The sequence below is a fragment of the Rhizobacter sp. genome (assembly GCF_046595475.1).
Classification (GTDB): Bacteria; Pseudomonadota; Gammaproteobacteria; order Burkholderiales; family Burkholderiaceae_C; genus Rhizobacter.
In genome coordinates, this window is record NZ_JBKJOQ010000115.1 from 22497 (window position 1) to 37560 (window position 15064).

Below are 15064 nucleotides of genomic sequence, written 5' to 3' on the forward strand. Positions count from 1 at the left end.
TGCCTCAGATCAACACGATGTCGTAAGCCTCCGGCGACCCCGACGTCTCGGCCTGCAACGAAATCGGCTTGCCGATGAAATCACTCAAGCCCGCCAAATGCTGGCTCTCTTCATCGAGCAGCATCTCCACGACCGCCGCCGAGGCGATGATGCGAAATTCCTTGGGGTTGAACTGCCGCGCCTCGCGCAAGATCTCGCGCAGGATGTCGTAGCACACGCTGCGCGGTGTTTTCACCTGGCCCTTGCCTTCGCAGATGGGGCACGGCTCGCACAACATGTGGGCCAGCGACTCGCGGGTGCGCTTGCGCGTCATCTCCACCAGGCCCAGCTGAGTAAAGCCGCTCACCGTGATCTTGGTGCGGTCGCGGGCCAGCTGTTTGCGCAGCTCGGCGAGCACCGTGGCCTGGTGCTCTTCGCGCGTCATGTCGATGAAGTCGATGATGATGATGCCGCCCAGGTTGCGCAGGCGCAGCTGCCGCGCAATCGCCTGGGTGGCTTCGAGGTTGGTCTTGAAAATGGTGTCGTCGAAGTTGCGCGCGCCCACGTAGCCGCCGGTGTTCACGTCGACCGTGGTCAGCGCTTCGGTCTGGTCAACGATGAGGTAGCCACCCGACTTCAGGTCGACACGCCGCGCCAAGGCCTTGGCAATCTCTTCGTCAATGTTGTAGAGGTCGAAGATCGGCCGCTCGCCCTTGTAGTGCGCAAGCTTGGCCACCGAGCCGGGCGTGAACTCGGCGCCGAACGCCACGAGCTGGTCGTACTGCATGCGCGAGTCAATGCGGATCGACTGCGTGGCATCGTTGGCCATGTCGCGCAACACGCGCTCCACCAAGCTCAGGTCTTGATGCAGCAGCGAACCCGCCGGTGACTTGAAGCTGCGCTCGCGAATGGCGCCCCAGGTCTTGCGGAGGTAGGCAATGTCGTCGCCCAGCTCTTCGTCGGTGGCGTCTTCGGCATTGGTGCGCAAGATGAACCCGCCGCCCGCATAGGGCGCCCCGCTGCCCTCTTCCGGCTTGCCGGCAAGCGTGTTCATGCGTGTGCGCAGCTGCTCGCGCAGCTCGTGCGAGCCTATCTTCTGCGAGATGCCGATGTGGTCGTCTTGCGGCAAAAACACCAGCATGCGCCCGGCAATGCTGATCTGGGTGGACAGCCTCGCACCCTTGGTGCCGATCGGGTCTTTGATCACCTGCACGGTGAGCGTCTGGCCTTCGAACACCAGGCGCTCGATGGGCAGCGGCGGCGGCACGCCGGGGCCATGCTCGCCGCGAGCGCCGTTGCCGCCATTCACATGCACATCGGCTACATGCAAAAAGGCGGCGCGCTCAAGGCCGATGTCGATGAAGGCCGATTGCATGCCCGGCAGCACGCGTGCCACGCGGCCGGCGTAGATGTTGCCGACCAGGCCTCGCTCCAGGGTGCGCTCGACATAGAGGTCTTGCACAGCACCGTTTTCGACCACGGCCACGCGCGTTTCCTGGGGCGCCCAGTTGATCAAGATGTCTTGCATGGGGACGGGTCTCTTGTGGGCGCCGACAAAGCTGGCGTCAGAACTTCACGCCTGCTTGTCTCAGCAGCTGGGCCGTCTCGTACAGAGGCAAACCCATGATACCGGAGTAGCTCCCCTCGATATGGGCAATCCAGGCCGCCGCAGCGCTCTGAATGGCATAGGCGCCAGCCTTGCCGAAAGGCTCTTTGCTGTCGACGTAGGCAGCAATCTGCGCGTCGCTCAGCTCCGCAAAGCGCACGTGCGAGACGCTCACCGCCAAGGCCTCGCTGCGGCCCCAGGCGACGGCCACGGCGGTGATCACACGGTGGGTGTGGCCGGACAGCAGCGACAAGGTTTTGTGGGCATCGGCTGCGTCGGCGGGCTTACCCAGAATGCGGCGACCGAGGGCCACCGTGGTGTCTGAGCAGAGGATGGGCGCCGGCAACAGGCTGCGTGCCTTCCAGCGTTTACGGGCCGCGTGAAGCTTGGCGCGGGTCACGCGCTCCACGTAGTCGGCCGGCAGTTCGCCACGCTGTTCGGCCTCCAACGATTCGGCGTCTTCTTCCGGCCCGGCGAGCAGCAGCTCGTGCGTCACCCCAAGTTGCTTGAGCAATTGACTGCGGCGCGGGCTTTGCGAAGCGAGGTAAATGAAACCGGACATCAGCGTCATTCGCGGTGATACGGATGGTTGACCATCACCGTCCAGGCGCGGTACAGCGCCTCAGCCAGCAGCACGCGCACGAAGGCATGAGGCAGCGTGAGGTCTGATAGGCGCAGGGTTTCGTCGGCGGTTTGCTTGAGCGACGCATCAAGCCCATCAGGGCCGCCGACCACAAGTGCCACGTCGCGCCCGTCGTGCATCCAGGCCTTCATGCGCGCCGAGAGCTGCACGGTGGTGAGCCGGTCACCGCGCTCGTCGAGCACAACGCGCCGCACGCCCTTGGGCAATGCGGCTTCGAGGCGGGCGGCCTCGGCCGCCATCAGTTGCTCGGCTGTCTTGGAGCCGCGCGTCTCGGCCTTCACGGCCTTGAGCTCCAAGCGCATCTCGGGTGGGAAGCGCTTGGCGTAATCGCCGTAAGCCGTTTCAGCCCATGCAGGCTGGCGCTGGCCTACGGCGACCAGAAGGAGCTTCACGCCCGACCGGGCGCTCTCTTGGCGGGCGCCTTCTTGGCCGCCACCTTGCTTGCCGATGCCTTCTTGGCCGGTGCCTTCTTGGAGCCCGTGATGCTCTTCTTCACGCCCACCACCCGCGTGATGACCTTGGCCGGTGCAGCGCGCTTCGCAGGCGCCTTCTTGGCGGCCGGGGCGGCTTTCTTGCCAGGCGCGGCCTTCCTGGCAGGTGCAGCCTTGGCGGCCACCTTCTTGGGTAGCGCTTTGGCAGGTGCCTTGGCGGGGGCCTTCGCAGGCGCAGCCTTCTTGCCCGCAACCTTCTTGGCCGCGGCCTTCTTCGCTGTCGGCTTGTCGGGCTCTGCCGCCTTCACCAGCTTGGCCGGTGTGGTGTCGATCTTCAGCTTGACGGGCTTGTCGCCCCAGATCTCTTCGAGGTGGTAATACTCGCGGATGGCGGGCTGCATCACGTGCACCACCGCCGCACCGCAATCCACGATGATCCATTCGCCGTTGGCTTCACCTTCGGTGCGCAACACCGGGAAGCCCTTTGATTTCACGGCATCGCGCACGCTGGCGGCAAGCGCCTTGGTTTGTCGGTTCGATGTGCCCGAGGCGATGACCACGCGCTCGAAGAGCGGCGACAGGTGCTCGGTATCAAAGACCTGAATGCCTTGGGCTTTCACGTCTTCCAAACCATCGACGATGGCGCGTTGCAGTTTTCGGATGTCCATTCAGCTCCCAGAAGGTCCTTGGTAAAGGCGGTGTTGGTCAATATAGCCTGCCACGGCGGCAGGCACCAGATTGTCTATCCCTCGCCCGGTTTCAAGGCGTTTTCGAATCTCGGTGGAAGAAATATCCATCATGGGCAAGGCCACCATGCGATGCGGCGCCATTGCCACATCGGCATGCGGCTGCGGCAAGACGCCTGGCCGGTTGGCGACAGCCAGCGTCACGCGACCCAGCAGCTCACGCCAGTCTCGCCAGGTGTGCAGGCCAGCGTACTGGTCTTGCCCGACCATCAGGAACCAGTCGTTGCCGGGCTCGCGCTCCTGCAGCTCACGCACGGTGTCGAGCGTGAAGCTCGGGCCGCGGCGCTGCAGCTCGCAGCGCTCAATCACGAAACGGGGCTCGTCTTGGATGGCCAGGCGCACCATGGCTTCACGGTGCGCGGGTGGCGCGAGCTGGCGTGCCTTCTGGGGTTGCTGGCCGACAGGAATCCAGCGCACTTCGTCTAGCTTCATCTCGGACAAGGCGAGACGTGCCAGCGCGACATGGGCACTGTGCACAGGGTCGAAACTGCCCCCAAAGAGCCCGATGCGCTTCATGACGACCCCTCGGCGAACGAGTACGTTCGCCGATCCCCCGAGGAGATGCGGGCCGGCTTGGGAGAGGCCCGGCGCTCGGCCCGCGGCGCGGCGTCAATGTTCATTGGCCCAATCACGCGGGCGCAAGAAGTCTGAGTACAGCCGCGCTTCGGGCGTGCCGTCTTGCGGCGCCCAGTTGTAGCGCCACTTCACCACCGGCGGCATCGACATCAGGATGCTTTCGGTGCGCCCGCCCGATTGCAAGCCAAACAAGGTGCCGCGGTCGAAGACCAGGTTGAACTCGACGTAGCGGCCGCGCCGGTAGGCCTGGAAGTCGCGCTCGCGCTCGCCATAGGCCATGCCTTTGCGGCGCTGCACGATGGGCAGGTAGGCGCCGACAAAGGCATCGCCCACGGCGCGCGTCATGGCAAAGCTGTGCTCAAAGCCGCTTTCGGAGAAGTCGTCGAAGAACACGCCTCCTATGCCGCGCGGCTCGTTGCGGTGCTTCAAGAAGAAATAGTCGTCGCACCACTGCTTGAAGCGCGGGAATTTGTCGTCGCCAAATGGCGCCAGGGCATCACGGTTGCTGCGGTGAAAGTGCGCCGCGTCCTCCTCGAAGCCGTAGTAGGGCGTGAGGTCCATGCCGCCGCCAAACCACACCACGGGCTCGCGCCCTTCAGGCAAGGCCGCAAACATGCGCACGTTCATGTGCACGGTGGGCACGTAAGGGTTGCGCGGGTGGAAGACCAGCGACACGCCCATGGCCTCGAAGGGTGCTCCCGCCAGCTCGGGCCGGTGCTGCGTGGCTGAAGGCGGCATCACCGCGCCTTTCACATGCGAGAAGTTGCAGCCGCCACGCTCCAGCAGCCGCCCTTCTTCGATCAGGCGCGACAGGCCATCGCCTTGCAGCTTCTCGCCCGCCGGGCGCACCCAGCCGTCGGTGGCGAAGGCTTCGCCGCTCTCGGCTTCCATGGCGCCGATGATGCGATCTTGCAGGCCCAGCAGGTAGGTGCGAACGTCGTTCGTGTTCATGGCTTGAGTCGTATGGGTGTGGCCAGCTGTGGCCATTTGCCCACGCGGTGTCCGAGGTAAGCGGCAATCTCGGCCATGTCGGCATCGGCGTGGCCGCTCAGCGTGATGAAGCGGTCTGCAGACACCACGCGGTTCACATAGTCGAAATAGGCCAGACCTAGAGGAACCTGCGCGGCCAGTGTCACATGGTAGAAGCCCGAGCGCCACGCGTCTTGGTGGCTGCGCGTGCCCTCGGGTGACAGCGCCAGCCACATGAAGCGCCCCTCGCGCCGTGCTGCCTTGAGCGCTTCGCCCATCTGTCCGACGATGCCGTGCGAAGCCCGGCGGTCTACCGGCAAGCCACCGACCCAGCGCACCCAGCGGCCGAGCATGGGCAGTTTGAAGAGGCTGTCTTTGCCCCAGAACGTGACCGGCACGCCTGCGCCCCACTTGGTGAGCAGGCCCAGCAGGAAGTCCCAGTTCGAGGTGTGCGGGTACACGATGATCACGCCCTGCTGCGCCGGCAAGCCGGTGAACTGCAGCCGCCAGCCCGCCAGGCGCAAGAGCCCGCGGGCCAAGGCGCTGCCGCGAAGCTGCACCGGCCGTTCAGTCAAGACCATCAGCGTGTCATCACAAAAAGCCGTCAGCGCTTGATGGCGCGGTAGCCGATGTCGCGGCGGTATTGGGCGCCGTCGAACTGAATGCCTTGCAAGGCATCGTAGGCCCGCGTTTGCGCAATCTTCACCGAGTCGCCGAGTGCGGTGACGCACAGCACGCGGCCGCCTGAGGTCAGCACACTCTTGCCCTGCATGACGGTGCCGGCATGGAACACCATGGCATCGGCTTCGTCGTCGGGCAGGCCGGTGATGGCGTCTCCCTGGCGCGGGGCAAGCGGGTAGCCGGCCGCAGCCATCACCACGCCCAGCGCCACGCGGCGGTCCCATTGCAGCGTCACTTCGTCTAGCGTGCCGTCGGTGGCGGCCATGAAGACGTCAAACAAATCGCTCTTGAGCCGCATCATGATGGGCTGCGTTTCGGGGTCGCCCATGCGGGTGTTGAACTCAAGCGTCTTGGGCACGCTCTCTTCGTCGATCATCAGCCCGGCATACAGAAAGCCGGTGAAGGGAATGCCGTCTTTCGCCATGCCTTCGATGGTGGGCAAGATGATGTCTTGCATGGCTCGCGCATGCACGTTGGGCGTGACCACCGGTGCCGGCGAGTAGGCGCCCATGCCCCCAGTGTTGGGGCCAAGGTCAGCGTCTTGCAGGCGCTTGTGGTCTTGGCTGGTGGCGAGCGGCAGCACGTTCTTGCCGTCGCACATCACGATGAAGCTGGCTTCTTCGCCTTGCAAGAATTCTTCGATCACCACCCGCGCGCCGCCGGCGTTGTGTTGCACGCCGAGCTTGTTGGCGTCGGCGTCAGCACCCAACATCCAATCGACGGCCTCGTGCGCCTCGGCCAGGCTCATCGCCACCACCACGCCCTTGCGCGCAGCGAGCCCGTCTGCCTTGATCACGATGGGGGCACCCATCTTGTCGACGTAAGCATGCGCCGCCGCGATGTCGGTGAAGGTGTCGTAGGCTGCGGTGGGGATCGCGTGGCGCTTCATGAAGTCTTTGGCAAAGGCCTTGGAGCTTTCCAGCTGGGCTGCGGCCCGCGTGGGGCCGAAGATGCGCAGCCCGCGCTTGCGAAATTCATCGACCACACCGGCCGCCAGCGGCGCCTCGGGCCCCACCACGGTGAGCGCGATCTTCTCGGCCTGGGCAAAGTCGGCGAGCGCCTTCACGTCGGTGATGGCGATGTTCTTGAGGTGATCGTCTAGGGCCGTGCCGCCGTTGCCGGGGGCCACAAACACCGATTGCACCTTGGGGGACTGGGCCAGCTTCCAGGCAAGAGCATGCTCACGGCCGCCCGAGCCAATGACGAGAACTTTCATTCGTTGATCACCGCGTTGTGGAAGACCTCTTGCGTGTCGTCCAGGTCTTCCAGCACATCGAGCAGCTTTTGCATGCGCTGCGCGTCTTCACCGCTCAGCTCGATGGTGTTCTCGGCCCGCATCGTCACCTCGGCCACGCCAGGCTTGAACCCTGCCGCTTCGAGTGCTGCCTTGACGGCCTCGAAGTCATGCGGTGGCGACAGCACCTCGATGGCGCCATCGTCGCCCGTCACAACATCGTCGGCGCCGGCTTCGAGGGCCACTTCCATCACCTTGTCTTCATTCGTGCCGGGCTCGAACACCAGCTGGCCGCAATGCTTGAACTGGAAGGCCACCGAGCCTTCGGTGCCCAGGTTGCCGCCGTACTTGCTGAAGGCGTGGCGTATCTCAGCCACGGTGCGCACCTTGTTGTCGGTCATGCAGTCGAGGATGACCGCGGCCCCGCCAATGCCATAGCCCTCGTAGCGAATTTCCTCGTAGTGCACGCCTTCAAGGGCGCCGGTGGCCTTGTCGATGTTTTTCTTGATGGTGTCGGACGGCATGTTGGCCGCCTTGGCCTTCTCTACCGCCAGGCGCAGCCGGGGGTTTTCTTTCACGTCGCCGCCGCCTTGGCGGGCAGCGACCATGATTTCACGGATGACGCGGGTCCAGACCTTGCCCCGCTTTTCGTCCTGGCGGCCCTTGCGGTGCTGGATGTTGGCCCACTTGGAATGACCCGCCATGAAAGAGATCTCCTGGCGCTGCTCGGTGCTGGCAGCGCTGCGTTGTTGGATGGAAGGCGACCATTTTAAGGGTGCGGCGGCGCGCCCTCGATGGCGCTCAGCTCGCTGTCATCTTTCAGCTGCACGCCGGTCAGGCCCCGCTTCAGGGCGGCCAACACGAGCCACGCCAGCTTGGCTGCCGCAGCCGCGGGCGGCAGGCCTTCAGGCCGCACATTGGAGATGCAGTTGCGCTCGGCATCGTGCCGTCCTATGACCGGTGCATGGGTGACGTACACACCCAGGCTGTCGGGTGAGCTGAGCCCGGGCCGCTCACCGATCAAAACCGCCACCATCTTCGCGCGCCAAAGCTCGCCCACTTCATCGCCCACGGCCACCCTGGCCTGGCGCACGACCACGACCGGCGCCATGCGCCATTGCGGCGGCAAGCGGGGGCGCAGGGCGCGCAGCAGCGCAGGCGCGTGCCTCTCCACAGCCAAGGGCGACAGCCCATCGCCAAGCACGAACACGAGATGGGGCGGCTCGGGCGGAGCCGCATCGCGCAGCAGGGCCGCGGTGTCGGCGGCGAGCCTGCGGCCCAGGTCGGGGCGCATCAGGTACTGCTCTCGGTCAGGGGCGCGGCTGTGAGCACAAATCGTTGCCCAGCCATCGGCCTGCAGCTCTGCGCAAAGCGCTTCGGTGTCTAGCGGCCGGTGCACGGCGTCTTGCGCCAGCGCATGCGCCAGGCCGAAGCGCAGCACCTCGGCCGTGGGCAGGCTGTGGCCCACGCGGCCGAGCGCAATGCGGGCTGGCGTGTGGCGGCGCAAGGCCTGCCAGGCGTCGGGATGGGCCAGGTCGGTCACGAGAGCACCTCGCGATGCAGCATGCTCTGGAGCAACAGATGCGGGCCGCCTTCACCGCGACCACCACCGAGCAGGCGGCCAGCGCCATCGGTGATCTGCATCTTGGCAAGCCAGGCCTCGAACTCCGGCGCACGCTTCAAGCCCAGCAACTCGCGCAGGTACAGCGCGTCGTGGAACGAGGTGCTCTGGTAGTTGAGCATCACGTCATCCGCGCCCGGCACGCCCATCACGAAGTTCACGCCGGCCGCGCCCAGCAGGGTCAGCAAGTTGTCCATGTCGTCCTGGTCGGCCTTGCTGTGGTTGGTGTAGCAGACATCGCAGCCCATGGGCAGGCCGAGCAGCTTGCCGCAGAAGTGGTCTTCAAGCCCGGCGCGCGTGATCTGCTTGCCGTCGTACAGGTACTCGGGCCCGATGAAGCCGACCACGGTGTTGACCAGCAGCGGCCTGAAAGCGCGCGCCACGGCATAGGCGCGCGCCTCGCAGGTTTGCTGGTCGATACCGAAGTGCGCATCGGCCGACAGCGCGCTGCCTTGCCCGGTTTCGAAATACATGACGTTGGCGTCTTCAGGCCGGCCCAGCGTGGCGCGGCGCAGCGCCAACGCCATGTCGTGCGCCTCGCGCAACAGGGCCAGGCTGATGCCGAAGCTGGTGTTGGCCTTCTCGGTGCCGGCGATCGACTGGAACACCAAGTCGACCGGTGCGCCCTGGCGCATGGCGTCCATCTGGTTGGTCACATGGGTGAGCACGCAGCTCTGCATCGGGATCTCGAAGCGCTGGCGCACCTCGTCGAGCTGCTGAAGCAAGCGGTTGAGCGCAGGCACGCTGTCTGCCGCCGGGTTGATGCCCACCACCGCATCGCCGCAGCCATAAAGCAGGCCGTCGAGCATGGAGGCGGCAATGCCCTGGGCGTCGTCGGTCGGGTGGTTGGGCTGCAAGCGCACCGCTAGGTGGCCCGGCAGGCCAAGGGTGGTGCGAAAGCGGGTGACGACGCTGCACTTGCGCGCCGCCAAGATCAAATCTTGGTTGCGCATGAGCTTGCTCACCGCTGCCGCCATCTCGGGCGTCACCCCAGCCGCCACGCGGGTGAGTGCTGCCGTGTCAGTGCCCTCCAGCAGCAGCCATTCGCGCAGCTCGCCCACGGTCAGGCTGGCGATCTCGGCAAACGCGGCTGCATCGTGGCTGTCGACGATCAGGCGCGTCACCTCGTCGTCTTCATACGGCACCAGCGCCTGGTTCAAAAACTCGGTGAGCGGCAGGTCGGCCAAGGCCATGCGCGCCGCCATGCGCTCGGCCGCGCTCTGGGCACACACGCCGGCCAGCATGTCGCCCGAGCGCAGGGGCGAGGCCTGGGCCAGCAGGTCTTTCAAGTCGACGAAGGCAAATGTCTTGCCCTGCACCGTGTGGCGGTATCCCATGTGTTTGCACCGGCTGTGGGCACGAGAGCCATTGAACCACCAGGCGTGCCCGTCAGCGCAGAGCGTGGCCTTTGTGTTCGATAGACTGGCGCTTCAACCCCCACGAGAACACCCCATGGCCGAGCCCATCCTGATCGCCAAGCACGTCATCTCCAAACAAGAGACGACGGAATGCTTCCTGCTTCCGGCAATGGCCAACCGCCACGGGCTGATCACCGGGGCCACCGGCACTGGCAAGACCATCACGCTGCAAACGCTGGCCGAAAACTTCAGCAAACTCGGCGTGCCAGTGTTCATGGCCGACGTGAAGGGCGACCTCACCGGCATCACCCAGGCCGGCAAGGTGGGTGACAAGCTTGCCGCGGTGCTGAAAGAGCGCGGCATCGCCACCCCCGAGTCCGCCGCCTGCCCTGCCACGCTGTGGGACGTGTTCGCCGACGACAAACAAGCGCAAGGCCACCCAGTGCGCGCCACCGTGAGCGACATGGGCCCGCTGCTGCTCTCGCGCATGCTGGCGCTCAACGAGACCCAGGCCGGCGTGCTCAACCTGGTGTTCAAGATCGCCGACGACAACGGCATGCTCTTGCTCGACCTGAAAGACCTGCGCGCCATGCTGCAGCACGTGGGCGACAACGCCTCTCAGTTCACCACCGAGTACGGCAACGTGAGCGCCGCCAGCATCGGCGCCGTGCAGCGCGGGCTGCTGCAGATCAGCGAGCAAGGCGGCGACAAGTTCTTCGGCGAGCCCATGCTCAACATCGCCGATTTCATGCAGACGGGCGACGGCGGCAAAGGTGTCATCAACATCCTTGCCGCAGACCAGCTGATGAACGCCCCTCGCCTGTACGCCACCTTCTTGCTGTGGATGCTGTCAGAGCTGTTCGAGCAGCTGCCCGAAGTGGGTGACCTGGAAAAGCCCAAGCTGGTGTTCTTCTTCGACGAAGCTCACCTGCTGTTCAAAGATGCGCCCACCGCGCTGGTTGAGCGCATCGAGCTGGTGGTGCGGCTGGTGCGCTCCAAGGGCGTCGGTGTGTACTTCGTAACGCAAAACCCGCTCGACATCCCCGACACCGTGCTGTCGCAGCTGGGCAACCGGGTGCAACACGCGCTGCGTGCCTTCACGCCACGCGACCAAAAGGCGGTGAAGGCGGCTGCCAGCACCATGCGCGCCAAGCCGGGGCTGGACATCGAAACCGCCATCACCGAGCTGGCCGTGGGCGAAGCCCTCATCAGCATGCTCGACGAGAAGGGGCGCCCCAGCGTCACAGAGCGCGTGTTCGTGCTGCCACCGGGCAGCCAGATCGGGCCCATCACGCCGGAGCAACGCAAGGCGCTCATCGCCAGCTCGCTGGTGGCGGGGGTGTACGAGAAGACGGTCGACCGTGAGTCGGCCTACGAGAAGCTCAAGGGCCGCGCCGTGACGGGCTCAGCCGAGGCGCAGAGGCAGACCCAGCCAGGCAACACCCCCGTGGGCACGGGTGAGGCGCCGGGCGGGGGCATTCTGGGCGGCTTGAACGACGTGCTCTTCGGCACCACCGGCCCGCGCGGCGCCAAGCACGACGGCCTCGCGCAAACCATGGCCAAGTCAGCCATCCGCACCATGGGTTCGAGCGTGGGCCGCGAGATCATTCGCGGCGTGCTGGGCGGCATCTTCGGTGGCGGCAAGAAGCGCTGACCGATTTCAGCTTCTCAAGGCACCACCACCAGCCTGTTGCCTGGCAGCGCTGTCAGCCGAGCCTGCTTGCCCAGCTCGGTGACGATGCCGTTGGCGAAATAGCTGCTCTGGGTGTCAGGCTCCAGCGCGGCCATCACCAGGTTGGCCAGCGGCTGGCTCAAGGGCACGTAGTAGCTGCCCACCGACACGTCTATGAGCGCTGAGGCGGTCTTCACCTCCACCCGCAGCACGCTCGCCTCGCCCATCGGGCCGCGCACGTCTTGTCGTGCGACCTGCTGGCGTGACAGCTCTTCGTAGGTTTCGCCTTGGGCCACCCCACTGCCCACGGCCTGCTCGACCCGCACGCCCAGGGTGCGCAGGCGTGCCACGGCGTCGGCCTGGTCGGCGGCCAGCCAATAGCCGCAAGGGCGCTGGCGCACCTTCACTTCGCGCAGCGCGAGGGCGGAGTCCCAGTTGACGGCATAGGCTTTGTCAGCACCGGTGGTGGGGTCGAGCATCAGCAGGGAGTACTCGGTAGGTGTGGCCGCGGCCTCCACCACCGCCTGGCCCTGACAAGCCTGCGCGCTCACCTCGGCGTCTACATACTGGCGTAGCTTCTGCAGGTCGGCGCCGCGGTCGGCCGCGCTTTGCAGGATGCTGGCCATGGCCGTCACATGCGTGTACACGCGGCGCTTCAGGTGCAGGCGGCCTATGCCCACGCCGCGCGTCTCGATCAGGATGCTGACGGCGTTCTTCAGCCCGTTCACATTGCGTCCGGTGTCGGGCTGGGTGCCGCCCATCGAGAGCTTCTTGTCGTTGAGGTCGCTCGACGTGGTGTAGTACCACTCCGAACTCAGGCCCTGCCGCTTCAGGCTCGCCAGCAGCGGCTGGCGAAACCACTCTTCAGAGGCCTTGGTGATGAAAGCCGGCAGGTTGGCCGTCATCGCGTACTGCACCAGCGCGTCGTAGCGCTGCACAGCGTTGAATTTTTGCAGGTAGCGGTCGGCCACGGTGTACTCGTGCGCGTCGACCACCACCAGCGGCTGGTAGTCGCGCATCAGGCGTGCCAGCACCTGCGCTTCGGGTGTCTTGAGCAGCAAGTGGTCGCGGTTGACGTCGATGCCATTGGCGGCTGCACGCTGGTTGCTCTGCGCACCGTCGGGGTTGGCGCGCGGCATCACCAGCACGTTGATGCGGTCGAGCAAGCCATGCAGCTTGCCGCGCGCCAGCTCTTGCGCCAGCACCAGCAGGGCTTCGCTGCCCGCCGGCTCGTCGCCGTGCTGCTGGCCGATCAGCAACACCGTGGGGCGGCCGCTTTGCATCAGCGCCGCCGGGCTGGTGTCGGCGTTGCGGGTGAACAGCAGCGCCTCCAGCGGTATGCCGTTTTGTGAGGCACTCAGGCTCAGCAGGCGCACGCCGGGCCCGGCCAGGCTGCGCAGCAGCGTTTGCAGCTCGGCATTGGTGGTGAAGCCGGCGCGCGCATCCTGAAAGGCCGGGGTGCTGTAGCTCACCGCCGGGTCGGGAAAACGGGCCGCGACAGCGGCACCGTAGGGGGTGGAGGCTTGTGGCGTCGCCTGCGGCTCGGTGGCCGCAGCGCCAGGGGCTTGCGGAGCCGAGCTCGACGGCGATGACCCGGGCGACGGCGATGCGGGTGGCATAGGCGTGCTGCTGCACGCCACCAGCCCCGCCACGCCGAGCACCAATGCCAACCAACGCTTCAGGGGGGCCTGCGACATGCCAGTCTCCGCAACCATGGGGCGTTGACTATAGCCAGCCAAAGCCGCCCTGCGATTTGCCGCTCGCGGCGTGCCGGCCGCGCTTGGCGAGCTGCGCCGCTGTTTCGTCGCACCGCCCTCGCCTGGGCGCTAACCGGTTGGCAAAGTTGCTCCATCGAATTCAACCCAAGGAGCCCACCATGCCCACCGATCTGCCCCTCAGTGTCGTCATCAGCCAAGTTCTTACCCACACCCCGCACTGGGTTTGGGTCGTGCTGGCCTTGATCACGTTCATCGGCCTCAAGCAGGTGGCCGACCGCGTCGTGACCAGCCGATCCCTGGCCCTTGCACCGGTGGCGCTGGGGGCGTATTCGCTGTGGGGTGCGGCCACCGCCTTCGGCGCGCATGCCGAGGTCGTTGCCGGCTGGCTGATCGGTGTGGCGCTGGTGGTGGCGGCCATCCTGGCGCTGGCAGGCCAGAGCAAGGCGCAATACCTGGGCAGTGGCCGCTACGCTGTGCAGGGCAGCGTCTGGCCGCTGGCATGCATGCTGTCGGTCTTTGCCGTGCGCTACGTGAGCACGGTCACGCTGGTGATGCACCCGAGCTGGGCCCACGACACGATGTTCAGCCTGACGATGCCGATGGCCTATGGCGCGCTGTCGGGCGTGTTCCTGGCGCGGTCGCTGCGCATCTTGCGCAGCGCGCCGGCGGCCAGCGGGATGCGCCTCGCGTGAGCCCGGTGACGAGCGCGGTGCCAAGTAGACTGCCGTCCACGCCAACTTACACCCCGCACAGCGCCATCACCATGCCGGCCGAGACGATGCACCGCGACCACAGCGCGCTCGACTTTCTGCGTCACGCGCTGATCGTGGTGGCGTTCAACACGGTGATCGGCGTCGGCCTTGCGCTGCGCAACGGTGAGCCGCTGAACCACATGGTCTACGCGCAGGCCATCGGCCTGAGCATCTGGGCGTTCACCGACTTTGGCCGCTTCGCGTTCAGCCCCGACCCTGTCAGCGGCTGGCCCATGGGCTGGCGGCGCTGGCTGCTGCTGGTGCTCAGCATTCTGGGCGGCTACACCGTGGGCACCTATATCGGCGACCTCCACTGCGGCTGCTCGACCTTGCAAAAGCTCACGCAGTCGCCCCGCATCGCCCTGGGCTATCTCTTCATCGCGGTGACGGCCAGCAGCGCCATCAGCTACTTCTTCTATTCGCGTGGCCGCGGCCAGCACCTGCAGCAGCTGGTGGCCGCCGCGCAGCGCGACGCGGCTGAGAACCAGCTCAAGCTGCTGGCCTCGCAGCTGGAGCCCCACATGCTCTTCAACACACTGGCCAATCTGCGTGTGCTGATCAGCCTGGACCCGCCCCGCGCCCAACAAATGCTCGACCACCTGGTCGCCTTCATGCGCTCCACCCTCACCGCCTCGCGCCACATGCTGCACCCGCTGTCGGCAGAGTTCGCCCGCATTGCCGACTACCTCGCGCTGATGAAAATCCGCATGGGCGAGCGCCTGCAAACGGAAGTCGAATTCTCTGCCGACCTGGCCGATCTGGCCGTGCCCACGCTGTTGCTGCAACCACTGGTCGAAAACGCCATCAAGCATGGCCTGGAGCCGCATGTGGACGGCGGCCGCCTGATCGTGACAGCGCGTGCCGAGGGCAGCGACCTGGTGCTCAGCGTGCGCGACACCGGCGCCGGGCTTTCAACCGTCGCCAACGACGGCACGCACTTCGGCGTGAGCCAGGTGCGAGAGCGCTTGTCCACTCTTTACGGCGAGCCCGCCACGCTCGTGCTCAGCACACCCGACGACGGCCTGGGCGGCACGCTGGCCACGGTTCGCATCCCCCTCAACCGCACCGCGTGAACCTA

The 15064-nt window shown here is 66.0% G+C and carries 15 protein-coding genes; 3 read left to right on the forward strand and 12 right to left on the reverse strand.

Going from position 1 to position 15064, the window contains the following annotated elements:
* Positions 1–4: 4 nt before the first annotated feature.
* From rng to AC30QB_RS21235, 11 genes are all read right to left on the reverse strand, one after another.
* Positions 5–1507 carry a ribonuclease G gene (rng, locus tag AC30QB_RS21185; protein WP_489548256.1) on the reverse strand — a complete coding sequence of 501 codons (1503 nt, stop codon included), beginning with the start codon at positions 1505–1507 and terminating at the stop codon, positions 5–7.
* 37 nt (positions 1508–1544) lie between these two features.
* Positions 1545–2147 (reverse strand): Maf family protein, encoded by a 603-nt coding sequence (locus AC30QB_RS21190; RefSeq protein WP_489548295.1) that lies wholly within the window; start codon positions 2145–2147, stop codon positions 1545–1547.
* Positions 2148–2152: 5 nt separating this feature from the next.
* Positions 2153–2620 carry a 23S rRNA (pseudouridine(1915)-N(3))-methyltransferase RlmH gene (gene rlmH / locus AC30QB_RS21195; protein ID WP_489548257.1) on the reverse strand — a complete coding sequence of 156 codons (468 nt, stop codon included), beginning with the start codon at positions 2618–2620 and terminating at the stop codon, positions 2153–2155.
* Positions 2617–3327, reverse strand: a complete 711-nt coding sequence (gene rsfS, locus AC30QB_RS21200) for a ribosome silencing factor (RefSeq protein ID WP_489548258.1) — start codon at positions 3325–3327, stop codon at positions 2617–2619. Before rsfS ends, rlmH begins: the two co-directional genes overlap by 4 nt.
* Entirely contained in the window at positions 3328–3921 is a 594-nt protein-coding gene (gene nadD, locus AC30QB_RS21205) for a nicotinate-nucleotide adenylyltransferase (protein ID WP_489548259.1), read from the reverse strand.
* Between the two features lie 93 nt (positions 3922–4014).
* On the reverse strand, positions 4015–4932 hold the full coding sequence (hemF, locus tag AC30QB_RS21210) for an oxygen-dependent coproporphyrinogen oxidase (protein ID WP_489548260.1): 918 nt from the start codon (positions 4930–4932) through the stop codon (positions 4015–4017).
* On the reverse strand, positions 4929–5531 hold the full coding sequence (locus AC30QB_RS21215) for a 1-acyl-sn-glycerol-3-phosphate acyltransferase (protein ID WP_489548261.1): 603 nt from the start codon (positions 5529–5531) through the stop codon (positions 4929–4931). The genes hemF and AC30QB_RS21215 overlap by 4 nt, the downstream gene beginning before the upstream one ends.
* Before the next feature lie 23 nt (positions 5532–5554).
* Positions 5555–6847 carry a phosphoribosylamine--glycine ligase gene (purD, locus tag AC30QB_RS21220; RefSeq protein ID WP_489548262.1) on the reverse strand — a complete coding sequence of 431 codons (1293 nt, stop codon included), beginning with the start codon at positions 6845–6847 and terminating at the stop codon, positions 5555–5557.
* Positions 6844–7569, reverse strand: coding sequence for a YebC/PmpR family DNA-binding transcriptional regulator (locus AC30QB_RS21225; RefSeq protein ID WP_489548263.1), 726 nt, complete (start codon positions 7567–7569; stop codon positions 6844–6846). The genes purD and AC30QB_RS21225 overlap by 4 nt, the downstream gene beginning before the upstream one ends.
* Positions 7570–7634: 65 nt before the next feature.
* Positions 7635–8408 (reverse strand): ethanolamine ammonia-lyase subunit EutC, encoded by a 774-nt coding sequence (gene eutC, locus AC30QB_RS21230; protein ID WP_489548264.1) that lies wholly within the window; start codon positions 8406–8408, stop codon positions 7635–7637.
* Positions 8405–9823 (reverse strand): ethanolamine ammonia-lyase subunit EutB, encoded by a 1419-nt coding sequence (locus AC30QB_RS21235; RefSeq protein ID WP_489548265.1) that lies wholly within the window; start codon positions 9821–9823, stop codon positions 8405–8407. Before AC30QB_RS21235 ends, eutC begins: the two co-directional genes overlap by 4 nt.
* A gap of 115 nt (positions 9824–9938) precedes the next feature.
* Here AC30QB_RS21235 and AC30QB_RS21240 point away from each other — a divergent pair, with 115 nt between their 5' ends.
* The gene (locus AC30QB_RS21240; protein WP_489548266.1) at positions 9939–11498 is read left to right on the forward strand and encodes a helicase HerA-like domain-containing protein; all 1560 of its coding nucleotides are present in this window, start codon (positions 9939–9941) and stop codon (positions 11496–11498) included.
* A gap of 14 nt (positions 11499–11512) precedes the next feature.
* Here AC30QB_RS21240 and AC30QB_RS21245 read toward each other — a convergent pair whose 3' ends face one another.
* Positions 11513–13213: a M14 family metallopeptidase gene (locus AC30QB_RS21245; RefSeq protein ID WP_489548267.1), complete on the reverse strand. Its 1701-nt coding sequence runs from the start codon at positions 13211–13213 to the stop codon at positions 11513–11515.
* Between the two features lie 179 nt (positions 13214–13392).
* Here AC30QB_RS21245 and AC30QB_RS21250 point away from each other — a divergent pair, with 179 nt between their 5' ends.
* Positions 13393–13926 carry a DUF6622 family protein gene (locus AC30QB_RS21250; protein ID WP_489548268.1) on the forward strand — a complete coding sequence of 178 codons (534 nt, stop codon included), beginning with the start codon at positions 13393–13395 and terminating at the stop codon, positions 13924–13926.
* A gap of 71 nt (positions 13927–13997) precedes the next feature.
* On the forward strand, positions 13998–15059 hold the full coding sequence (locus AC30QB_RS21255) for a sensor histidine kinase (RefSeq protein ID WP_489548269.1): 1062 nt from the start codon (positions 13998–14000) through the stop codon (positions 15057–15059).
* The last annotated feature ends 5 nt before the right edge of the window (positions 15060–15064 follow it).